Origin of the sequence: Allocatelliglobosispora scoriae (genome assembly GCF_014204945.1) — a bacterium.
In the GTDB taxonomy this organism is placed as follows: Bacteria; Actinomycetota; Actinomycetes; order Mycobacteriales; family Micromonosporaceae; genus Allocatelliglobosispora; species Allocatelliglobosispora scoriae.
In genome coordinates, this window is sequence record NZ_JACHMN010000003.1 from 19,494 (window position 1) to 40,451 (window position 20,958).

Annotated in this window: 19 protein-coding genes; 17 read left to right on the forward strand and 2 right to left on the reverse strand. The window is 68.1% G+C overall.

The genetic code is table 11. The features are described 5' to 3' along the window. Window positions 1-7: 7 nt before the first annotated feature. From F4553_RS26850 to prmC, 4 genes are all read left to right on the forward strand, one after another. Window positions 8-6,769: an RHS repeat-associated core domain-containing protein gene (locus F4553_RS26850; protein WP_184841331.1), complete on the forward strand. Its 6,762-nt coding sequence runs from the start codon at window positions 8-10 to the stop codon at window positions 6,767-6,769. A gap of 1 nt (window position 6,770) precedes the next feature. Then, the gene (locus F4553_RS26855; protein ID WP_184841333.1) at window positions 6,771-7,052 is read left to right on the forward strand and encodes a hypothetical protein; all 282 of its coding nucleotides are present in this window, start codon (window positions 6,771-6,773) and stop codon (window positions 7,050-7,052) included. A gap of 267 nt (window positions 7,053-7,319) precedes the next feature. Continuing rightward, window positions 7,320-8,663: a carbohydrate-binding protein gene (locus tag F4553_RS26860; protein ID WP_184841335.1), complete on the forward strand. Its 1,344-nt coding sequence runs from the start codon at window positions 7,320-7,322 to the stop codon at window positions 8,661-8,663. A gap of 150 nt (window positions 8,664-8,813) precedes the next feature. Then, window positions 8,814-9,689, forward strand: a complete 876-nt coding sequence (gene prmC / locus F4553_RS26865; protein ID WP_184841337.1) for a peptide chain release factor N(5)-glutamine methyltransferase — start codon at window positions 8,814-8,816, stop codon at window positions 9,687-9,689. Here the strand turns inward: prmC and F4553_RS26870 are convergent. Continuing rightward, window positions 9,628-10,839 (reverse strand): hypothetical protein, encoded by a 1,212-nt coding sequence (locus F4553_RS26870; protein ID WP_184847527.1) that lies wholly within the window; start codon window positions 10,837-10,839, stop codon window positions 9,628-9,630. The two genes, prmC and F4553_RS26870, sit on opposite strands and share 62 nt — an antisense overlap. 96 nt (window positions 10,840-10,935) lie before the next feature. Between F4553_RS26870 and F4553_RS26875 the strand changes: the two genes are divergently transcribed. Genes F4553_RS26875 through F4553_RS26885 form a run of 3 tightly spaced genes read left to right on the forward strand, consistent with a single transcriptional unit; the run spans window position 10,936 to window position 12,627 of the window. Beyond that, on the forward strand, window positions 10,936-11,595 hold the full coding sequence (locus F4553_RS26875; protein ID WP_376776347.1) for an L-threonylcarbamoyladenylate synthase: 660 nt from the start codon (window positions 10,936-10,938) through the stop codon (window positions 11,593-11,595). A 4-nt stretch (window positions 11,596-11,599) separates the two neighbouring features. Further along, window positions 11,600-12,190, forward strand: coding sequence for an arsenate reductase/protein-tyrosine-phosphatase family protein (locus F4553_RS26880; RefSeq protein WP_184841339.1), 591 nt, complete (start codon window positions 11,600-11,602; stop codon window positions 12,188-12,190). A gap of 8 nt (window positions 12,191-12,198) precedes the next feature. Continuing rightward, entirely contained in the window at window positions 12,199-12,627 is a 429-nt protein-coding gene (locus F4553_RS26885; RefSeq protein ID WP_184841341.1) for a hypothetical protein, read from the forward strand. A 5-nt stretch (window positions 12,628-12,632) separates the two neighbouring features. On the opposite strand, the gene F4553_RS26890 is transcribed toward F4553_RS26885, so the two are convergent. Then, a complete protein-coding gene (locus tag F4553_RS26890; protein WP_184841343.1) occupies window positions 12,633-13,058 on the reverse strand; it encodes a hypothetical protein in 426 nt (141 codons plus the stop codon). Between the two features lie 242 nt (window positions 13,059-13,300). Between F4553_RS26890 and F4553_RS26895 the strand changes: the two genes are divergently transcribed. The 10 genes from F4553_RS26895 to F4553_RS26940 all read left to right on the forward strand — a co-directional run bounded on the left by F4553_RS26895 (window position 13,301) and on the right by F4553_RS26940 (window position 20,917). After that, a complete protein-coding gene (locus F4553_RS26895) occupies window positions 13,301-13,531 on the forward strand; it encodes an AtpZ/AtpI family protein (RefSeq protein ID WP_184841345.1) in 231 nt (76 codons plus the stop codon). A 32-nt stretch (window positions 13,532-13,563) separates the two neighbouring features. Next, window positions 13,564-14,349: a F0F1 ATP synthase subunit A gene (atpB, locus tag F4553_RS26900; RefSeq protein WP_184841347.1), complete on the forward strand. Its 786-nt coding sequence runs from the start codon at window positions 13,564-13,566 to the stop codon at window positions 14,347-14,349. Window positions 14,350-14,418: 69 nt separating this feature from the next. Continuing rightward, window positions 14,419-14,652 carry an ATP synthase F0 subunit C gene (atpE, locus tag F4553_RS26905; RefSeq protein WP_184841349.1) on the forward strand — a complete coding sequence of 78 codons (234 nt, stop codon included), beginning with the start codon at window positions 14,419-14,421 and terminating at the stop codon, window positions 14,650-14,652. Between the two features lie 32 nt (window positions 14,653-14,684). After that, window positions 14,685-15,218, forward strand: a complete 534-nt coding sequence (locus F4553_RS26910; RefSeq protein WP_184841351.1) for a F0F1 ATP synthase subunit B — start codon at window positions 14,685-14,687, stop codon at window positions 15,216-15,218. After that, window positions 15,218-16,033 (forward strand): F0F1 ATP synthase subunit delta, encoded by an 816-nt coding sequence (locus tag F4553_RS26915; protein WP_184841353.1) that lies wholly within the window; start codon window positions 15,218-15,220, stop codon window positions 16,031-16,033. Before F4553_RS26910 ends, F4553_RS26915 begins: the two co-directional genes overlap by 1 nt. Before the next feature lie 45 nt (window positions 16,034-16,078). Next, on the forward strand, window positions 16,079-17,716 hold the full coding sequence (gene atpA, locus F4553_RS26920) for a F0F1 ATP synthase subunit alpha (RefSeq protein WP_184841355.1): 1,638 nt from the start codon (window positions 16,079-16,081) through the stop codon (window positions 17,714-17,716). A 2-nt stretch (window positions 17,717-17,718) separates the two neighbouring features. After that, on the forward strand, window positions 17,719-18,660 hold the full coding sequence (locus F4553_RS26925) for a F0F1 ATP synthase subunit gamma (protein ID WP_184841357.1): 942 nt from the start codon (window positions 17,719-17,721) through the stop codon (window positions 18,658-18,660). Next, window positions 18,657-20,108 (forward strand): F0F1 ATP synthase subunit beta, encoded by a 1,452-nt coding sequence (gene atpD, locus F4553_RS26930; RefSeq protein WP_376776299.1) that lies wholly within the window; start codon window positions 18,657-18,659, stop codon window positions 20,106-20,108. Before F4553_RS26925 ends, atpD begins: the two co-directional genes overlap by 4 nt. A 65-nt stretch (window positions 20,109-20,173) precedes the next feature. Continuing rightward, the gene (locus F4553_RS26935) at window positions 20,174-20,458 is read left to right on the forward strand and encodes a F0F1 ATP synthase subunit epsilon (protein ID WP_184841360.1); all 285 of its coding nucleotides are present in this window, start codon (window positions 20,174-20,176) and stop codon (window positions 20,456-20,458) included. A 21-nt stretch (window positions 20,459-20,479) separates the two neighbouring features. After that, on the forward strand, window positions 20,480-20,917 hold the full coding sequence (locus F4553_RS26940; protein WP_184841362.1) for a DUF2550 domain-containing protein: 438 nt from the start codon (window positions 20,480-20,482) through the stop codon (window positions 20,915-20,917). Window positions 20,918-20,958: the final 41 nt, after the last annotated feature.

Below are 20,958 nucleotides of genomic sequence, written 5' to 3' on the forward strand. Positions count from 1 at the left end.
GCTCGCCGTGGTGCTCGTCGCCGGACTGTCCATCGTGGAGATGGCGCTGCCGCAGCTCGCTGCTCCGGCCTTCGCCGCCGATCCGGTGCCGCCGCCCGCGGCGGTGAACCCGGCCGACTTCCTCCTGCCGGTCACCACCGCCGGACCGACCGAGGTCACCGGCAACATCAACGTGACCACGGTCTGGGGACCGCTGGGCTCGCCCTACATCATCCGCAGCAGGATCTATGTCAATGCCAGGCTGACGATGCTGCCCGGGACCGTCGTGAAGCTCGCCGGCAACGGCAGCGGCATCACGATCATGGAGGACAGCCAGCTGCTGGTGCTCGGCTCGCGCAGCGCGCGGGTGGTGATCACCTCGCTGAAGGACGACACCGTCATGGGCGACACCAACGGCGACGGTTCGAGCACCTCGCCGTCGCCCGGTGACTGGATGAGCCTGGACATCAACGGCGTCAGTGGTGCCATCGGTTCCGGAACCGACACGGTGCTGACCCCGCCCTCGGTCATCGACCGGGCGGACATCCGCTACGGCGGTTACAACTCCGGGGCCGGATACGGCCAGATCGTTCTCGACAAGCGCCCGCACTTCGTGCTGACCAACTCCTCGCTGACCGACTCGTCGACCTTCGGCCTCTACTCACTTGCCGCGACAGCCTCCAGCGCCATCACGTCCAACGGTGGCGGTTTCTTCGGCGTCTACGGCAACACCTTCGCCCGCAACGGCGGCAACATCATGACGTCGAACGCGCGCGCCGACATCATCGGCAATGTGCTGGGCTCGACCACCAATTCCAGCACCAAATGGTTCGGTGCCGCCGCGTACATCTTCGAACCGAGCAAGATCCGCTTCTGGTTCAACTTCGCCGACGCCTGGGTGACGGTCATCAACGGAAGCTCGCCCGGACCGACTCGGGCGCAGGCGGATGTTCGGTTCAACCAGTTGGCCGGTGGCGCCGGAGACTATGTGCCGGCGAGTTACAACCTCACCGACTGGACCGCCAACTGGTGGGGCTCCAACGTCAACGATCCCGCGCAGCTTCCCGCATGCGCGACGCAGATCGAGGCCAACGCGTACAAGCCGAAGCTCGTCATCGATCTGGCACAGCCGTGCCCGCAGTCCGGCTACTTCAAGGTGACCGGCGTGAAGGGCGGCTTCGGCTCCGCGCTGAGCAGCGCACCGCTGCTGCTGCCCGCGTCGCTCGCCGCTGCCGCCGCGCCCACCTTCGGGCCGGTCAACACCTTCGCCGGTGGCCTGACCTATGCCGCGACCGACATGTCGGTGGAGGACGCGGGCAAGACGATCTCCGCGACGCGGACCTACCGGTCGGACCGGCTCACCGACACCGACGCGGGCATCGGCTGGTCGTCGTCCTACTCGGAGGCGCTCTCGTCCTCGGGCGGCTCCTCGGTGCTGAACCTCTCCGACGGCTCGTCGATCCCCTTCAACGTCGACCCGGCTGCCGGCTACACCCCCGCTCCGGGCGTCTCCGCCGACTTCACGACCGGCTCCGGCGGGTCCACGGTCACCTCCAACAGCCATACCGGCTACGAGTTCGACGCGGGCGGTGAGCTGACCGGTGTCGTCCTCGGCGACGCCGGCCACGAGATCGACATCGACCGCTCGGGTGGCAAGGTCACCAAGGTGACCGGTGTCTCCGGGCGCTACATCACCTTCGGCCGGGGCGCCGGCAACCGCCTCACCGGGTTCACCGACTCCACCTCGCGTACGGTCGGGATGGCTTACACCGGCAGCAAGCTGACCTCGGTGACCGGCGTCGACGGCAAGGCCGAGACATATGAGTACGACTCGGCCGGGCGGCTCACCAAGGTGACGACGCCCCTGGGCAACGTCAAGCTCGCGGTGGCATACGACTCGTCCGGCCGCGTGAGCTGGGTCGAGCAGCCGGGCGTCGGGCGGGCCACGATCGGCTACGACTCCGCCGCGAAGAAGTCCACCATCACCCTCGCCGACAACCGCGTGATCACCCAGGAGTACGACGACCTGGGCCGCCTGGTCAGCGAGAAGCTCGGTGCGAGCACCCGCCGGATCGTCTACGACGGGCTCGGCGGCGTCGTCGCCAGCATCACCGGTATCCCGGACGCCCCGATGACCGGCTACAACCCCTCGGCGAGCCTCACCTTCACCGACGGCAAGGGCAACCCGGCGATGACGATCGACCCGACGGGCATCGTGCAGGTCACGACCTTCAACAGCCGCAACAAGCCGCTCGTGACGACCCGCAACGACGCCACGAAGGTGACCCGGACCTATGACACGGCCGGTCGGCTCGCCACGGTCACCGACCCCTCCGGCGGGGTCTGGCACTACACGTTCAACAGCCGTGGCCAGCTCCTCACGCTGACCGACCCGCTGAGCCGGGTCCGGACCATCACCTACGCCACCAACGGCGACATCGCCAGCGCGACCGACGAGCGGGGTGCGACGACCACCTTCGAGTACGACACGGTGGGTCGGCGCACGGCATCGGTGGATGAGCTGACCCACCGGCGCGAGGCGACCTACACCTCGTGGGGTGAGGTCGCGACCTCGAAGTCGCCGCGGGGCGGGGTCACGACCACCACCTTCGACGACGATCGGCGCAAGACCTCGACGACCGGCCCGACCGGCATCGTCACCACCTTCGAGTACGACACCGCCGGTCGCCTCTACGCCACGGCCGACACCGTCGGCAAGCGCACCGTCACCGAGTTCGACGAGACCGGCCGGGTCAAGAAGGTGACCGACGCGCGCGGCAAGGAGACCCTCCAGACCTACACGCCGGAGGGTTGGGAGGAGACGAGCACCAACCCGTCCGGCGGCACGACCACCACCGTGCGGGAGCCGTCGGGCCGGGCGCATCGGGTGACCGACGCCCTCAACCAGGTCACCCAGGCCCGTTACGACGCGGCCGGCCGGGTCATCCAGACCTGGACACCGGACGGCGCGCACACGGTCTTCGACTACGACATCATGGGCCGCCGTACCTCGGTCGTCACTCCCCGCGGCTGGACCTGGAAGACCACCTATGACGAGGCCGGGCGGCCGATCCTCGTCACCGACCCGCTGACCTACACGCAGGCCACCACCTATGACGAGATCGGCCGGCCGAAGACCGCCACCGATCGCCTCGGCACTGTCACCACCGTCACCTACAACGACACGACGCGGACCGCGACGACCACCGACCCCCTCGGCACGCTCTCGGTGGTGACGCTCGACATCCTGGGCCGGGTCGCGTCCGAGACCGACGCGGCCGGCACGGTCACCACCTACCTCTACGACGCCGACGGCAACACGACCTCGGTGACGACACCGGCAGGCACGACGACGTTCGGCTACGACCTCGCCGGTCGCACCATCTCCGAGGAGGACGTGCTCGGCCGGGAGGTGACCGCGCACTACGACCTGCTCGGCCGGATGGAGGACCGGATCTACCCGGACACCACCACCGAGCTGTTCACCTATGACGAGGTCGGCAACCTCAAGACCCGCACCGACCGCGCCAACGGGGTCTGGACCTACTCCTACACCTCGACCAACCGGGTCGAGGTCGTCAAGGACCCGCTCAACCACGAGACCCACATCGAGTACGACGCGATGGGCCGGCAGAAGAAGGTCACCGACCCCTCCGGAGTGGTGTCCAACAACGCTTACGACGCGGCGGGCCGACCTGCGGTGACCTGGGATGTCACCGGCGCCTCCTGGGTGACCACCTATGACCTCGACGGCAACGTCGCGACCGAGGTGGACCCGAGCGGGGTCACCCGGATCTACACCTACGACAAGAACGGCCGCGCGACCAGTCAGAAGTGGGGCAACTACACCTACAACTACACCTATGACAAGGTCGGCAACCAGCTCACGGCGAGCGATCCCTACCTGAAGACGAGCACCTTCGACATCCGCGGGCGCCTGCTCACGATGAAGGACGCGCTCAACAACACCACCGCCTTCGAGTACGACGCGATGGGCCGGCCGACGAAGCAGACGGCACCCGGGTCGCTGGAGACGAAGTGGACCTATGACGCGCTCGGCCGGATGAAGAAGGCGGAGGACCCGCTCGGCAACATCAGCCAGTACGAGTACTTCGCCGACGGCGCCCTCAAGAAGCTCACCCTGCCTCGCGGCGGCGAGTACACGAACACCTATGACGCGGCCGGTCGCCTCGACACCGAGACCGACCCGCTGGGCGAGCAGACGAGCTACGACTACGACGGCGAGGGCCGCGCCACGGTCATCACCCGCCCGTCCGGTCGGACCGTCACGGCGACCTACGACCTCGCGGGCCGGCAGACGCAGCTCGTCGCCGTGCTCGGCCCCACCACCGTCACCAGGAACTTCGGCTATGACGACGCGGGCCGCCTCACCAGCGCCAACGTCGCGGGGGACACCACTCGCAACCGCAGTTTCAGCTACAGCAACCGGGGGCTGCTGGAGCACAGCGTCGACAGTTTCGGCGACACGGCGTACACCTATAACAGCGGGCGGCGGCTCGCGACCGTGACCCCGGCGGTCGGGCCGGTGACGACCTTCACCTACGGCAACCGCGGCCTGGTGGCGACGGTCCGGGGCGCGACCAACCGGGACTTCGGCTACAACAGCGCGGCTCAGCTCACCGACTGGACCTACGGCAGCGGTACGGCGACCCGCAACAACGCCACTTACACCTACGACACCACCGGGCGCCTCACCTCGGTCGACAACCGGGTCTACGGCGCGAAGCTCACCTACGACACGGCGGGCCGCGTAGCCACCGTCTGCGACTCGAAGGCCTCCACCTGCACCACGACGCCGAAGCTCACCACCTATGGCTACGACGACGCGGGACGCCTCACCTCCAACGTGGTGACGCAGAGCGGATCGACGCTCTCCTCGGAGACCTACACCTGGGACGCCGACGGCAACCGCACCGGCGTCACCACCAACGGCGGCACCCCGGTCACGGCGAGCTACGACCTCGCCGACCGGCTCAACTCCACCTCCGACGGCGTCTCCTACAGCTATGACGACGACGGCAACCAGCTCACCAAGGGGTCCGGCACCTCCTACGACTACAACGGTTTCGGTGAGCTGACATCGGCGACGAACGCGGGCGGCACGGTCACCTACGGCCGCGACGCGCTCGGCCGGGTCGCCACCCGGACCTCCGGCACGGCTGTCGAGGGCTTCTCCTACGACGGCCAGGGCGAGAGCATCTCCAGCTGGCGGCTCAACGGCGGCACGGCGACGACGATCGTGCGTACCCCCGACGGCACCCCGCTGGCGGAGGTGACCGGCACCGCCGTGGCCCAGCAGGTCAGCCAGAACATCCACGGTGACCTGGTCGGGCTCAACGACGACAACTCCACCAGCGCCAGCACCATTCGCTACAAGGCCAGCTTCGACCCGTTCGGCAAGGTCACCTCGACCAGCGGCACCCAGCCGCTGCCGCTCGGCTACCAGTCGATGTATACCGACGCCGCGACCGGCCTGGTCAACATGGGCTTCCGCAGCTATGACCCGAGCAGCGGACGCTTCAGCGCCCGGGACTCCATCGTCGGTTCGCTCTCCGCTCCGGTGACGCTCAACCGCTACCTCTACGCCAACGGCAACCCGGTGAGCTACACCGACCCGGACGGCCACTGGGGCAGCTGGCTCGACAGCCTCGGCGACATGGTCAGCGACGCCTGGGACGCCGTGACCGACTGGGTCTCGGACGCCTGGGACACCGTGACCGGCGCGATCTCGGACGCGTGGGATTCGGTGACGGGTGCCTGGGACAGCGTGAAGGGATGGGCCTCCGACACCTGGGATTCCGCCAAGCACCATGCGTCGGAGGCCTGGAACTTCTACAAACAGGGGGCCAAGGAGGCCGCGTCACAGGTCTCCGACTTCTGGAACGAATACGGCGACCAGATCGTCGCGACCGTGGCGAGTGCCGTCGTCGGTGTCGTGGTCTTCGCCGGCTGCGAGGCGTTGACCGTCGGCGCGGGCAGCGTGCTCTGTGCCGCGCTGGCGGGTGCGGCGGCAGGTGCGCTCTACGGCGGCATGATGTGCCCGGAGGGGCAGGACACCGCACGCTGCGTCGCAGTGGGGGCGGTCGCCGGTGGGCTCGCTGGTGCGACCGGCGGGGCGATGGCCTCGGCCGGAGCCGGGCTCTTCGCGGTGGGTGCGGGCAGCGCGTTCGTCGGGGATGGCGTCGACCAGCTGTTGACGACCGGGTCCATTGATCCGCTGCGGCTGCTCGTCGCAACTGCCACTGGCGGGGCGCTTGGCTGGTTCGGCGGCAAGCTTCCCGGCCTCGGCAAGGGCAATGGGGCCGGTGAGACCGGCGGCAGCGCCCCCGTCGGGGCCGCCGGGGGTGCCAATCGACGGTTCGAGACCCCCGACAGGCCCGTATGGACTAAGCAAATCAATCCGACAGGTAACAATAAGAACTGTGGCTGCGTCGCGCTTGCAGGCGATAGGGCACTTGCGGGCGGCGGTGTAAGAGCAGTGGGCCCTGCAACCAAGGGGCTGACAAGGGGCGAGCTTGAGAAGTTGGCGAATGGACCGCAATTCGGTCCTGCAGGCACTCTTGACGATCTACTTGATACGGTTGGGTCGTGGAAGCCGGGTACTCGTGGAATTGTTGGCGGCTTTCATGATGATCCGGCACTTGGCGCTGGACACTATTTCAATGTCGTGAAGACCAAGAACGGTGTAGCTTTCTACGATTTTCAGGTCGGCGGCGTTAGCGAGCACATCGACACATGGGCCCGATACTATGTGATGAGGATGAACTAGCATGCTTTCTGAAGAAGAAGCAGGTGTTCTAGCTGAAAACTACTTGCAGAAGTATTGCCCCGAGGCCTCGGAAGTAGAAGTTCGAACCGACCCCGAGCACGCTTTTGTTGATGGAATAAATTACATCGTGCCGTTTAATTCCGTTGAACGGCTCGACGGTGGGAACCTGGATGCAGAGCTGACTGGAAACTATCCTATTAGGGTCAATCTTCAGACGGGTGAATGTGACACGCTCACCCTCAATGAGTTGGCTGCCTACGCCAGGCGTCGCCGATCCCACTGATGCTGCTGGAGATGAGATCGACAGGTCTCCGGGGCTGTTCATGAACGCTGGTCTTGCCGGTGATCTTCGTGTGGAGGAGTTTCCCGGCATCGTGAGATTCGGGATCAACGAGGTGCAGCAGCAATAACTGTTAAGAAGGCATACTGTCGGCGCTAGGACCTAACTGACAACTGCCTGTGTCGATGGCCGGGTGGCAGCGTTCCTGCCACCTGGCCTGCTCTTTCTAGAGGCCGGGATCACCCGTCCCGCCGATAGGGAGAAGCCCCCATGTCCCGACGAACACTCCTCGCCGCAGCGACCGGCACAGCCGCCGCAGGCCTGGTCGCGATACTCACCATCACCCCCAACGCCGCAGCAGGCACCGTCCCCGCAGCCGCCCCCGCGGCCGTCATCACCGGCGGCTCCAGCTACCCCGCCGACCTCCTCGCCGCCGTCTCCCGCGACCTGCGCCTGACCCCGGCCCAGGCAACGGCCCGCCTCGACGCCGATTACCGCGCCACCCGCACCGAGGGCGCTCTGCGCCAGGCCATCGGCTCCGGTTACGGCGGCGCCTGGGTCACCACCGCCGGCCGGCTCACGGTCGGTGTGACCAGCGCGACGGCGGCGAAGCTCGCCCAGCAGGCGGGCGCGGACACGAAGCTCGTCGCCCGCAGCGAGGCCCAGCTCGCGATGATCCAGTCCACCCTGGACAGCCGGGCCGCCAAGGCCCCGAAGGCAGTCACCGGCTGGCACGTCGACCTCACCACCAACACCGTCGTCGTCCGGGTCCGCGCTGGTGGCGAGGCCGCAGCCAGGGAGTTCGCGCGTGGTGTCGACACCGCCGCCGTCCGCTTCGAGGCGACCACCGAGCAGCCCCGCCCGACGATCGACGTGATCGGCGGCAACGCCTACTACATCGGCAGCGGCACCCGCTGCTCGGTCGGTTTCTCCGTCACCGGCGGCTTCGTCACCGCCGGGCACTGCGGCACCACCGGCGCGAGCACCACGCAGCCCAGCGGCTCGTTCGGCGGCTCCAGCTTCCCGGGCAACGACTACGCGTGGGTACGCGTAGCCGCCGGCAACACCCCGCGCAGCCTCGTCAACGGCTACGGGAACGCCAACGTCACGATCGCCGGGTCCCAGGAGGCCGCGGTCGGGGCGACCGTCTGCCGCTCCGGTTCCACCACGGGCTGGCACTGCGGCACGATCAGCGCCCGCAACTCGTCGGTGACCTACCCGCAGGGCACCGTGTCGGGCCTGATCCGTACCAACGTCTGCTCCGAACCCGGAGACTCCGGCGGCTCGCTCGTCGCGGGCAGCCAGGCGCAGGGTGTCACCTCCGGTGGCTCCGGCAACTGCTCCAGCGGCGGCACCACCTACTTCCAGCCGGTGGGGGAGATCCTGCAGGCCTTCGGGCTGACGCTCGTCACCAACGGCACCCCGCCCCAGTCGCCGCAGCCGACGGCGTCGACCTCCAACCCGCCGGGCGGCACGACGTGGGCGGCCTACACCGCCTACGCGGCCGGAGCCACCGTCACCTACGCGGGGCTGCGCTACCAGTGCCGCATCGCGCACACCTCGCTCCCGGGCTGGGAGCCGCCGAACGTCCCCGCCCTCTGGCAGCGGATCTGATCCGAATGCAGCAACTCTTCAAGAGTTGGTGCGATCGAAGCACCGACTCTTGAAGAGTTGCGGCGGTCGTGAGGAGGCGCAGCTCCTCGATCGTGCTCTTCGCGCGCTGCTGCGAGCCCAGCCGTCCGGGAGCCGGTAGCCTGGCCAGACGTGACCGAACTCCGCACCGTGCTGCGTGCCGCCACCTCCCGGCTCTCCGAGGCGGGCATCGAGACGCCCCGGGTCGACGCCGAACTGCTCGCCGCCCACGCGCTCGGGGTACGCCGGGGCCGCCTCCCGCTCATCGACACCGTCACCGACGAGGCGGCGACCGTCCTCGACGGACTCGTCGACCGCCGGGCCGCCCGGGAACCGTTGCAGCACATCGTCGGTGAGGCGCCCTTCCTCGACCGGCTCCTCTCCGTCGGGCCCGGCGTCTTCGTGCCGCGCCCCGAGACGGAGCTGCTCGCGGCGTGGGGGATCGAGATGATCGGGCTGCTGGCCCGGCCGGTCGCGGTGGACCTGTGCAGCGGTTCGGGTGCGCTCGCCGTCGCCATCGCCGACGCGAAGGCCGACGCGCACGTCTACGCCGTGGAGCGGTCGAGGGCGGCGCTGCCGTGGCTGCGGCGCAACACCGAGGGCACCTCCGTCCACGTGGTCGAGGGGGACGTGACGGATCCGGCGGTGCTGCACCAGCTCGACGGATCGGTGGACCTGGTGGTCTGCAACCCGCCCTACGTGCCGGCGGCGGTCGGCGTACCCACTGAGGTTTCGCACGACCCGGCGGAGGCGGTCTTCGCCGGACCCGACGGGTTGGACGTCATTCCGGCGATCATCTCGCGGGCGGCGAGCCTGTGCCGCGACGGCGGCCACCTGGGCCTGGAGCACGACGAGTCGCAGGCGAAGGTCGTGGCCGAGCTGCTGCGCGTGGACGGGCGCTACGCGGAGATCGCCGGGATGAGCGACCTCACCGGGCGGCCGAGGTTCACGATCGCGCGCCGGATCGGCTGGCGGGAGAGCCTTCCCACCAGGGGTATGGCGGGATGAAGCGAGCGGTGCTCGCGGTCGTCGTGAGCGGGCCGACGGGCACGACGAGCCGGTCGCCGACGACGATCGCGCACCAGCGTCCGGCCACCGGCACCCCGAAGAGCTCGGCTGGCCGCGCCGGATAGTGGTGCCACTGCGGGTCGTAACGCCCGGCCTGGATCGCGGCGGCGACAGACTCATCGGCGGCGTGCGGCTGGACCCGCATGGCGAGGATCGGCGCCGAGCCCGCCACGGCGTCGGCGGGGTAGATCACGATCTCGCGCTCGCCGGAGTGGACGAAGACACCGGTCACGGGGCTCGGCTCGGCGAAGACCCGGGCCAGGTCCCGGCGCCGCCGCCGGGTGCGCAGCAGCAGCCCGGCCCCGGTCGGCGCCAGCAGGGCGGCGAGCATGAGCCAGCCACCCGCGTCATAGGGCTCCGCCACCGGCTGGAGCAGCCCGTCGTCGTCGACCCGCAGCGCCATGGTCGACCCGACCGGATAGGCGAGCGGGTTGTAGACGTGCACCCGCTCCAGCTCGCCGGACCTCTCGACCATCACGTCGACGCCGACGTGCCCCACGACCGGGGCGCGCACGACCTCGGCCGCGCGCTCCCGCGCCTCGCCGCGCGCCTGCACAACCACGAAAACCGCGATGAGTACGCCGACCAGCCCCACCAGCACAGCCCCGCTGACCAGGGACACCGTCCCGATCCGGGGCACCTGTCCAGGCTCGGGCGGTTTGGCGGACCCGACCCGTTCCGGCCATCCCCCATCCCGCCGCCGACCCTCGACCAGCACGGCCGCCACGACGCAGACCACGACGTAGGACCAGCTCACCGCATAGATCCACGACGGCGGCGGCACCCGGTCGGTGGAGCCGCCGAGGACCAGCTCGCCGATGGAGAGCAGCACGGCCGTCACCGCGGTCGATCTCAGGCTGATCCAGGCGAGGGGGAGCAGCCCGACGAAGAGCCCGGAGACGATCGGATCCAGGGGTTCGGTCCGGCACGGGTTCGCCTCGCTGCAGAGCACCTTCACCACCGTGACGGCGACGCCCATATTGACCGCACCCAGCACGAACAGCACCGGTGCGACGGCCTGGCGCAGCCACGGCGACGGTGCCAGGTCCGCCATCGTCCGGGCGTCGGCGGCGGTCAGCGGAGCCGGCATGGTGAGCATGATGACACGACCGACAACACCATCGACGTCCGTTTCCCCACCGGTAGGGGTGCAGCGCGGCAACCTCCCGGCGCCGGGCATGGCAGGATTGCCCCCGTGAGGCTCTTCGACTGCCGAAATGTGACCGACCGAGACCGGGGCATCGCCACGGCCATCGAGGCCGTGGCCAGCGGCGACCTGGTCGTTCTCCCTACTGACACGGTCTATGGCGTCGGTGCTGACGCGTTCAAGGCGTGGTCGGTGACCGCCCTGCTCAACGCCAAGGGCCGGGGTCGCCACATGCCACCACCGGTGCTCGTCGGTTCCCGGCACACCCTCGACGGCCTGGTGACCCGGTTGCCGCAGCAGGCACGGGACCTCGTCGAGGCGTTCTGGCCCGGTGCCCTGACGATCGTCGTGGAGCAGGCGCCGAGCCTGCAGTGGGACCTCGGCGACACGGGTGGCACGGTCGCCGTGCGGATGCCGCTGCACCCGGTGGCGCTGGAGGTGCTCCGGGCGACCGGCCCGATGGCGGTCTCCTCGGCCAACCTGACCGGCGAGCCCGCCGCGGTCACCGCCGAGCAGGCCCGCGAGCAGCTCGGCTACAAGGTGAGCGTCTACCTGGAGGCGGGTCCCTGCCCGGACCCGGTGCCGTCGACGATCATCGACATGACCCAGGAGATCCCGATCATCCTGCGCGAGGGCGCGATCACGATCGACCAGATCCGGACCGTGATCCCCAATGTTCTTCCGCCGGTAGGGAACTAGTCATATGCCGCCGTTCACCGTGCTGCACGTATGTATGGGCAACATCTGCCGGTCGCCGATGGCGGAGCGGCTGCTGACGCTCGCCGTGACACAGGCCGGCGGCGATCCGGGGTACCTCTACTCGCACAGCGCCGGCACCGGCGGCTGGCACGAGGGCGAGGAGATGAATCCTCCCGCCGCCCGCCTGGTCAAGGCACGCGGCGGCGATCCGCAGGGATTCGCCGCCCGCAAGCTGCGCGCCGACCACATCGACGCCGCCGACCTGATCCTGACGGCCACCGCCGACCAGCAGGAGTACGTGGTGGCGCTGCGCCCCGACGCCGCCGATCGCACCTTCGTGCTCGGCGAGTTCGGCCGGCTGCTCAGCGGTGTCGACGCCGCCGCGCTGCCCGCCGCCAACGGCACGCCGGAGGAGTTCCAGCAGCGTGGCGCGGCTCTCGTCGCCGCGGTCGACGCCCTGCGTGCCGGTCAGGACGCCCGCTCGGGCGACGACCTCGACGACCCCTGGGGCCGTGGCGACTCCGTCTTCGGGCGGGTCGCCGATGAGATCACCGACACACTCGACCCGCTCGTCCGCCTGCTCTTCGCCCGCTGACAGGATTCGTGTTGCTCAGAAAACGCCTGGCCCACCTGCCGACCGCGCTCGCGGCCAGCGGGATCATGCTCGTGCTCGCCGGCATCGTCGGCGCGATCGCCGCCGGGATGACGGGCGCGCTGGGTGCGGCCTTCGGCGTGGTGCTGACGACCGCGACCTACGTGGCGTCGAGCTTCATCATCGCCTGGGTCGACGACCGCCGCCGCGACCTGCTCCTCGTCGCCGGGCTCACGACCTACGTACTGAAACTGATCGTGCTGGTGGCGATCTTGATCACATTCGCCGGTTGGTCGGGCATCGTGCCGATGGCGCTCGGCATCGTCGCCGAGGTCTTCGCCTGGACCTGCTCGCAGGCCTGGTGGACCTGGCACGCGAAGATCCTCTACGTCGACGACCCGGTGGACGGCCCGCCGGTCGGCGGCAGGCCGTCCTCCTGACGCTCTTACTCGTCGAGCAGCTTCTTGCAGGGATCCCGGACCGATCCGGAGATCAGGTTGTCGCCCTCCTTGTCGCCGCGTGACGTGCGGGACCAGTCGACGACGGTGCGGAAGACGCCCTCGCGGCAGGAGATCGTGATCGCCTTCTCGGCGTACTTCAGCTCCGGAGCGACGCTGTCCTTACCTTTCAACGTGAAAGTCTTGGTAGACACGGCGCTCCACAGGGAGTTGCCCCACTTGTCCTCGCCGGTCTCCTTCTCCAGCCGCAGCTTCAACGTCAGCGGCTGGGCGCCGGGGGAGCCGCAGCGGAAGCGGACCCGCGCGGTGATCACGTCGGTCTCCGCGAAGCGTTTCGGCCCGTCGACGACGACTGTGCAGTGCACCGGCTTCGAGCCGTCCGGGTCGCTGCCGCGGGGCTCACATGCCGACACAAGGCCCAGGAGCAGCAGAAACGCGGCCGATGACCGTAGGGTTGCGATGGACCTTGGCATATTGGTGCACCACCTCGAAGGGGTCGGGGATTGCTTCCAATAAACCCTGCCTCAAGGCGTTTAGCAATGTCTATATGCTGCTGGTTTTCCGGTCGAACGGCTGGGTGGCGTGTGTTGCAGGTGACAGCAGCAGGGGGGTCACCACGACACGGGACTGTAACGACTGATAAGGTTCGCGCGTCATGGCCGATGACCAGTCCCCTCAGCAACGTCCCGATCTTCCGTCGGGCGCCAATGATGGCTGGACGGCGGTCGGATACCTGTTGTCGGGGATCTTGGTCTGGGGCGGCGTCGGTTGGTTTGTCGACCGATGGCTGCACACCGGCGGGATCGCCACGGCGGTCGGCTCGATTGTGGGCGTAACGGCGGGGATCTATCTGGTCCTCCGCCGCTTCAGTGCACACGGGCCTTGACGAGTTGACGTAGGAACGGAGAGAGGGGCACGGTGAGCCGAGCAGCGATCGTCCTGAGTGGGGAAAATCCATTCCCGCCGAGCGTCGAGGACTTTTATCTGCCCAGTCTGTTCGGCGGTGCCTGGGGGACCAAGTTCACGCTGATGGTGTGGCTCGCAGTCGCACTGATCATCGTGTTCATGCTCACGGCCTACCGGAACCCGAAGATCGTTCCGACCCGGATGCAGTGGATCGCCGAGTCGATCTACGGCTTCACCCGTAACGGCATCGCCGAAGAGGTGATCGGTCACAAGGGCGTGAAGTTCGCTCCTTACCTGACCTCCCTGCTTCTGTTCATCGCCGTCACCAACATCTTCGCGATCGTGCCCGGGCTGCAGATCTCGCCCAACTCGCACATCGCGTTCCCGATCGTGCTGGCGATCTGCACCTATGTGCTCTACCTGTGGATCGGTGTCCGCAAGCACGGCCTGGGCCACTACCTCAAGATGAGCCTGGTTCCGCCGAACGTGCCGTGGCCGATGCTGTTCCTGCTGGTGCCGCTGGAGTTCGCGCAGACCTTCATCCTGCGCCCCTTCACGCTGGCGCTGCGACTTTTCGCCAACATGTTCGCCGGCCACGTCGTGCTGCTCGTCTTCACGCTCGGCGGCTTCGCGCTGCTCGGTGCCAACAGCTGGGCCATCAAGCCGGTTTCGCTCGTGTCCTGGGCGATGGCGATCGCGCTCACCTTCTTCGAAGCGCTGATCGCACTGCTGCAGGCCTACGTCTTCGTGCTGCTGACCAGCAGCTACCTGGAGAGCTCGCTCGCCGACGAGCACTGATCTTTCGTTAGTCAATTCACCATAGCCTCGCGTGAAAGTCACGCGTAACTACCAGGAGGAATCCCGGACATGGACGTTCTTGCTATCACCGGTGAGATCAACGGCAGCCTCAGCGCTATCGGCTACGGCCTCGCTGCGATCGGCCCCGGCATCGGTGTCGGCCTGGTCTTCGCTTCCTACATCCAGTCGACCGCGCGTCAGCCCGAGACCGCCGGCCTCAACCGCCCGAACCTGTTCCTGGGCTTCGCCGTGATCGAGGCGCTGGCGCTGCTGGGCATCGCCTTCGGCTTCGTCTTCAAGTAAACCGCTGATCGCATCAGGAATCGGAGGCCACAGTGAGCTACCTGGCTGAGGAAGCTGCGGAACACAACCCGATCCTGCCGATCTGGCAGGAGCTGGTTGTCGGGACGATCGCCTTCGCCTTGCTCTGCTTCGTGCTGATGAAGTTCGTCTTCCCCAAGATGGAAGAGACCTTCAAGGCGCGGGTCGAGGCGATCGAGGGCGGCATCCAGAAGGCGGAGCGGGCCCAGGCCGAGGCCAACGGCCTGCTGGAGCAGTACAAGCTCCAGCTCGCCGAGGCACGGACCGAAGCCGCGAAGATTCGCGACGAGGCCCGGGCCGACGCTGAGGGCATCCGTTCCGACGTGCTCGCCAAGGCGCAGGAGGAGCGGGACCGCATCATCGCGGCCGGCCGTGAATCCCTCGCCGCCGAGCGGCAGACGATCATTCGCGAGCTGCGCAGCGAGGTCGGCACGCTCGCCGTCAACCTGGCCGGCAAGATCGTTGGCGAGTCGCTGGAGGACGAGGCCCGCCGCAAGGGCACCGTCGACCGGTTCCTCACCGATCTGCAGACCACCGGAGCGCGCTGATGCAGGCCGCCAGCAGGGAGTCCTACGCCGCCGCGCTGGCTGCGCTGAACGCCTATGCCGGGCGGAGCGACGCGACAGCCGTCGCCGGGACGGCCAAGGAGATCCTCTCGGTCGCCTCGGTCCTGGCGGGTGAGCCTCGGCTGCGCCGGGCGCTCATCGACCCGTCCCGGACCGGCGACGACCGCGGTGAGCTGCTCGGCTCGGTGCTCGGCGGCAAGATCGGCACCGACGCGGTCGACCTGCTCAAGGCCCTCGTGGCCGGGCGCTGGTCGTCGCCGACGGAGCTGCTCACCGCGATCGAGCAACTGGGCGTCGACGGGCTGCTCGCCAGCGCCGAGGCGTCCGGTGACCTCGCCGAGGTGGAGGACGAACTCTTCCGCTTCGGGCAGGTCGTCTCCGGCACCCCGCAGCTCGCGGCGACCATCGGCGACTCGACCCTCGCGGTCGACCGCCGGGTGGCGCTCGCCACCGAGCTGCTGGAGGGCAAGGCGAAGCCGGCCACGGTCACCCTCGCCCAGCAGTCGGTCCGTGGTTTCGGCGGCCGGTCGTTCGCGTCCGCGCTGAGCAAGCTGGTCGAGGCTGCCGCCGAGCGGCGCGAGCGGGACGTGGCTTACGTCACGGTCGCCGAGCCGCTGAGCGAGGCCGAAGAGCAGCGACTCGGCGCGTCGCTGGCACAGCGTTACGGTCGGGAGGTGTCCGTCAAGGTCACCGTCGATCCCGACGTACTTGGTGGGGTGCGGGTCCTGATCGGCTCCGACCTCTACGACGGCACCGTCGCGCGCCGGCTGGCAGACGTCCGCGCGTCACTGGCCTGACCCTAAATTTTGATCGAGAACCACGACACCGATAGGAAGCTGAGGATGGCCGAGCTGACCATCTCGTCCGAGGAGATCCGTGGCGCGCTTGAGCGCTTCGTCTCGTCGTACACGCCGGAGATCTCCCGTGAGGAGGTCGGCATCGTCACCGAGGCCGGTGACGGCATCGCCAGGGTTGAGGGCCTTCCCTCGACCATGGCCAACGAACTGCTGGAGTTCGCCGACGGCACCCTGGGTGTCGCGCTGAACCTGGACGTCCGGGAGATCGGTGTCGTCGTTCTCGGCGGCTTCGAGGGCATCGCGGAGGGGCAGACGGTCAAGCGGACCGGCCGCGTCCTCTCGGTGCCGGTGGGCGACGCCTTCCTCGGCCGCGTGGTGGACCCGCTGGGTGCGCCGATCGACGGGCTCGGCGAGATCGCCAGCGAGGAGCTGCGCGAGCTGGAGCTCCAGGCGCCCAACGTCATGGTGCGCAAGAGCGTGCACGAGCCGATGGAGACCGGTCTCAAGGCCATCGACGCGATGACCCCGATCGGCCGCGGTCAGCGTCAGCTGATCATCGGCGACCGCAAGACCGGCAAGACCGCGGTCGCGCTGGACACGATCATCAACCAGCGGGCCAACTGGCAGTCCGGCGACCCGAAGAAGCAGGTTCGCTGCATCTACGTCGCCATCGGCCAGAAGGCCTCCACCGTCGCCTCGGTCAAGGGCACGCTGGAGGAGGCCGGCGCGATGGAGTACACGACCATCGTCGCCTCGCCCGCCTCCGACCCGGCCGGCTTCAAGTACCTCGCCCCCTACACGGGTTCGGCGATCGGCCAGCACTGGATGTACGCGGGCAAGCACGTTCTGATCGTCTTCGACGACCTGAGCAAGCAGGCCGAGGCGTACCGTGCCGTGTCGCTGCTGCTGCGCCGCCCGCCGGGCCGCGAGGCGTACCCGGGCGATGTCTTCTACCTGCACTCCCGCCTGCTGGAGCGCTGCGCGAAGCTCTCCGACGACCTGGGCGCGGGTTCGATGACCGGCCTGCCGATCATCGAGACGAAGGCCGGCGACATCTCGGCCTTCATCCCGACCAACGTCATCTCGATCACCGACGGCCAGATCTTCCTCGAGTCGGACCTCTTCAACTCGGGTGTCCGGCCTGCGATCAACGTCGGCACCTCGGTCTCCCGGGTCGGTGGTTCGGCGCAGGGCAAGCCGATGAAGAAGGTCTCCGGCCGGCTTCGTCTGGACCTGGCGCAGTACCGCGAGCTGGAGTCGTTCGCCGCCTTCGCGTCGGACCTCGACAAGGCGTCGCGGGCGCAGCTGGAGCGCGGTTCGCGCCTGGTCGAGCTGCTCAAGCAGCGCAACTTCGCGCCGTTCCCGATCCAGGAGCAGACCGTCTCGATCTGGGCCGGCACCGAGGGCAAGCTCGACGACATCCCGGTCAACGAGATCAGCCGCTTCGAGTCGGAGTTCCTGCAGTACCTGCGCCACTCGAACAAGTCCACCCTGGACACGATCGCGGGCGGCACCTGGAACGACGACGTGGCCGAAGCGCTGGACACGGCGATCGTCAAGTTCAAGTCGCTCTTCGTCGGTGCCGACGGCAAGTCGATCCTCAACGAGGCGCCCGCCACGGCGCTGACCGATGAGGGCGCCGAGACGGTTACCAAGGTCGTCCCGACGCCGAAGAAGAAGTAGCCATGGCTGGACAGGTACGGGTTCTCCGTCGGCGGATCAAGACGACCCGCTCGACGAAGAAGATCACCAAGGCGATGGAGCTGGTCGCGACCAGCCGCATCGCCAAGGCTCAGGACCGCGTTGCCGCCTCCCTGCCGTACGCGAAGGCGATCACCGGTGTGCTCACGGCGCTCGCCAGCAACGCCAACGTCAACCACCCGCTGCTCGCGCCGCGGGACCAGGTGCGGCGGGCCGGCGTGCTGGTGATCACCAGTGACCGTGGTCTCTGCGGCGGTTACAACGTCAACGCGATCAAGACGGCTGAGCAGCTCGCTGCGAAGCTGCGCGCCGAGGGCAAGCAGGTCGCCCTCTTCGTGATCGGTCGCAAGGGCGTTGCCTACTACAGGTTCCGCGGTCGTCCGATCGAGGACAGCTGGACCGGCTTCTCCGAGCAGCCGACCTTCGCCGACGCCCGTAAGGTCGGCGAGGCGCTGCTGGCGAAGTTCGTCGCCGGTGCCGACGACGAGGACGGTGTCAACGGCGGTGGCGGTGCCGACGGCATCATCGGCGTCGACGAGCTGCACATCGTCTACACGCGTTTCAAGTCGCTGATGACCCAGACGTCGATGGCGACGTTCCTCGCACCCATGCAGGTCGAGGAGCGCACCACCGAGGCGTCCGGGGTCATCCTCCCGGCGTACGAGTTCGAGCCGGACCCGGAGGCGCTGCTCGACGCGCTGCTGCCGAAGTACATCAACACGCGGATCTACGCGTCGTTGCTGGACTCGGCAGCGAGCGAGTCGGCGTCGCGCCGCCGGGCGATGAAGAGCGCCACGGACAACGCGGACGAAATGATCAAGAGTCTGACGCGCGAGATGAACTCCGCACGTCAGTCGGCGATTACCCAGGAAATCAGCGAGATCGTCGGCGGCGCTAACGCGCTCGCGACGGCGGGGAGTGAATGATGACTACTTCGACAACCGCGGTTGACACCGCGACCGGTGTCGGTCGGGTCGTCCGGGTCATTGGCCCGGTCGTCGACATTGAGTTCCCGCGCGATGCGATGCCGGGAATCTTCAATGCGCTGAAGACCGACGTAACCCTCGCCGGCGGCGAGAAGGAGCTGACGCTCGAGGTGGCCCTCCACCTCGGCGACAACGTCGTACGCGCCATCTCCATGGGCACCACCGACGGCATGATCCGTGGCGCCGAGGTACGCGACACGGGCGCGCCGATCAGCGTTCCCGTGGGCGACGCCACCAAGGGCCACGTCTTCAACGTGATCGGCGAGTGCCTGAACCTCAAGGACGGTGAGCGCCTCGAGGTCAAGGAGCGCTGGCCGATCCACCGCAAGCCCCCGGCCTTCGCCGAGCTGGAGCCGAAGACGGAGATGCTGGAGACCGGCGTCAAGGTCATCGACCTGCTCGCCCCGTACGTCAAGGGTGGCAAGATCGGCCTGTTCGGCGGTGCCGGCGTCGGCAAGACGGTGCTCATCCAGGAGATGATCATCCGTGTTGCGCGTAACTTCGGTGGTACGTCGGTGTTCGCGGGCGTCGGTGAGCGTACGCGTGAGGGCAACGACCTCATCGCGGAGATGACCGAGGCGGGCGTCATCAGCGACACCGCCCTGGTCTTCGGCCAGATGGACGAGCCCCCGGGCACGCGTCTGCGGGTCGCCCTCTCCGCGCTCACCATGGCGGAGTACTTCCGTGACGTGCAGAAGCAGGAGGTGCTGCTCTTCATCGACAACATCTTCCGCTTCACGCAGGCCGGTTCCGAGGTCTCCACGCTGCTCGGCCGCATGCCGAGCGCCGTCGGTTACCAGCCGACCCTCGCCGACGAGATGGGTGAGCTCCAGGAGCGCATCACCTCGGTGCGTGGCCAGGCCATCACCTCGCTCCAGGCGATCTACGTGCCCGCCGACGACTACACCGACCCGGCGCCGGCCACGACCTTCGCGCACCTCGACGCCACCACCAACCTCGAGCGGAAGGTGTCCGACAAGGGCATCTACCCGGCCGTCGACCCGCTGGCCTCGTCCAGCCGGATCCTCGCGCCCGAGTATGTCGGCGCCGAGCACTACGCGGTCGCCTCCGAGGTGAAGCGGATCCTGCAGAAGTACAACGACCTGCAGGACATCATCGCCATCCTCGGCATGGACGAGCTCTCCGAGGAGGACAAGGTCACGGTGGCTCGTGCGCGCCGGATCGAGCGCTTCCTGTCGCAGAACACCTACGCCGCCAAGCAGTTCACCGGCGTCGAAGGCTCGACCGTTCCCGTCAAGGAGACCGTCGAGGCGTTCAAGAAGATCAGCCAGGGCGACTACGACCACGTGCCTGAGCAGGCCTTCTTCATGTGCGGCGGACTCGACGACCTCGAGGCCAACGCCGCGGAGCTGGCGAAGATCAACTAAAGATTCGACGGACCCTGTCCCTTTGGGCGGGGTCCGTCGTTCTTCTTACTAAGTGGGAGGCGAATGTGGCAAAGGAACTGAACGTCGAGGTTGTCGCCGTCGAGGAGAAGGTCTTCAGCGGTCAGGCCGAGATGGTCGTCGCCCGGACCACCGAGGGTGAGCTCGCCGCGCTGCCCGGTCACGCGCCGCTGCTGGGCCAGCTCGCCGAACCCGGCCAGGTACGCATCAAGCTGGTCGGCGGTGGCGAACAGGCCTTCGACGTGTCGGGCGGTTTCCTCTCCATCACCGATGCCGGGGTCACCGTGCTGGCCGAGAGCGTCTCGCCAGCCACCACGACCGTCAAGCGCTAGAAACGCAGGTAGCACAGGCCGATGATGATCCTCAAGGTGATCGCCATCGGCCTGATCCTGTTCTTCGGGGCGCTCGGGCTGCTCTTCGCCCGGCGCGAATACTTCGTCCGCAAGGGCGGCATGTTCGAGCTCTACCTCCGCCTCGGCACGATGGTCGAGGGCCGGGGGTGGGCGCCGGGGTTCGCGCTCTTCATCGGCGACGAGGTCCGCTGGTACCGGATGTTCAGCTTCTCCCCGCGCCCGCGCCGGATCATGCGCCGCAGCGAGCTGATCGTGGCGGCACGGCGCTCACCGAATACGTCGGAGCAGATCGTCGTCCCGGCCGACTGGGTGATCCTGCGCTGCATGAGCAAGCCCACGCGTAACGGGGTCCTGGTCGAGATCGCGATGAATCCTCTCGCGGCGACGGGCTTCCTGAGCTGGATCGAGTCCGCCCCACCCGGCGCATCGGTCATCTAACCGCCGCACTCCCCCCGCGCGCGTCGAGCGACTCACCCACC

Excerpts from the sequence above, each read along its gene's own strand:
- F4553_RS26855 (WP_184841333.1), top strand. The coding sequence starts at position 6,771 with ATGCTTTCTGAAGAAGAAGCAGGTGTTCTAGCTGAAAACTACTTGCAG.
- F4553_RS26860 (WP_184841335.1), top strand. The coding sequence starts at position 7,320 with ATGTCCCGACGAACACTCCTCGCCGCAGCGACCGGCACAGCCGCCGCA.
- F4553_RS26870 (WP_184847527.1), bottom strand. The coding sequence starts at position 10,839 with ATGCCGGCTCCGCTGACCGCCGCCGACGCCCGGACGATGGCGGACCTG.
- F4553_RS26880 (WP_184841339.1), top strand. The coding sequence starts at position 11,600 with ATGCCGCCGTTCACCGTGCTGCACGTATGTATGGGCAACATCTGCCGG.
- F4553_RS26895 (WP_184841345.1), top strand. The coding sequence starts at position 13,301 with ATGGCCGATGACCAGTCCCCTCAGCAACGTCCCGATCTTCCGTCGGGC.
- atpE (WP_184841349.1), top strand. The coding sequence starts at position 14,419 with ATGGACGTTCTTGCTATCACCGGTGAGATCAACGGCAGCCTCAGCGCT.
- F4553_RS26915 (WP_184841353.1), top strand. The coding sequence starts at position 15,218 with ATGCAGGCCGCCAGCAGGGAGTCCTACGCCGCCGCGCTGGCTGCGCTG.
- atpA (WP_184841355.1), top strand. The coding sequence starts at position 16,079 with ATGGCCGAGCTGACCATCTCGTCCGAGGAGATCCGTGGCGCGCTTGAG.
- F4553_RS26925 (WP_184841357.1), top strand. The coding sequence starts at position 17,719 with ATGGCTGGACAGGTACGGGTTCTCCGTCGGCGGATCAAGACGACCCGC.
- atpD (WP_376776299.1), top strand. The coding sequence starts at position 18,657 with ATGATGACTACTTCGACAACCGCGGTTGACACCGCGACCGGTGTCGGT.
- F4553_RS26940 (WP_184841362.1), top strand. The coding sequence starts at position 20,480 with ATGATGATCCTCAAGGTGATCGCCATCGGCCTGATCCTGTTCTTCGGG.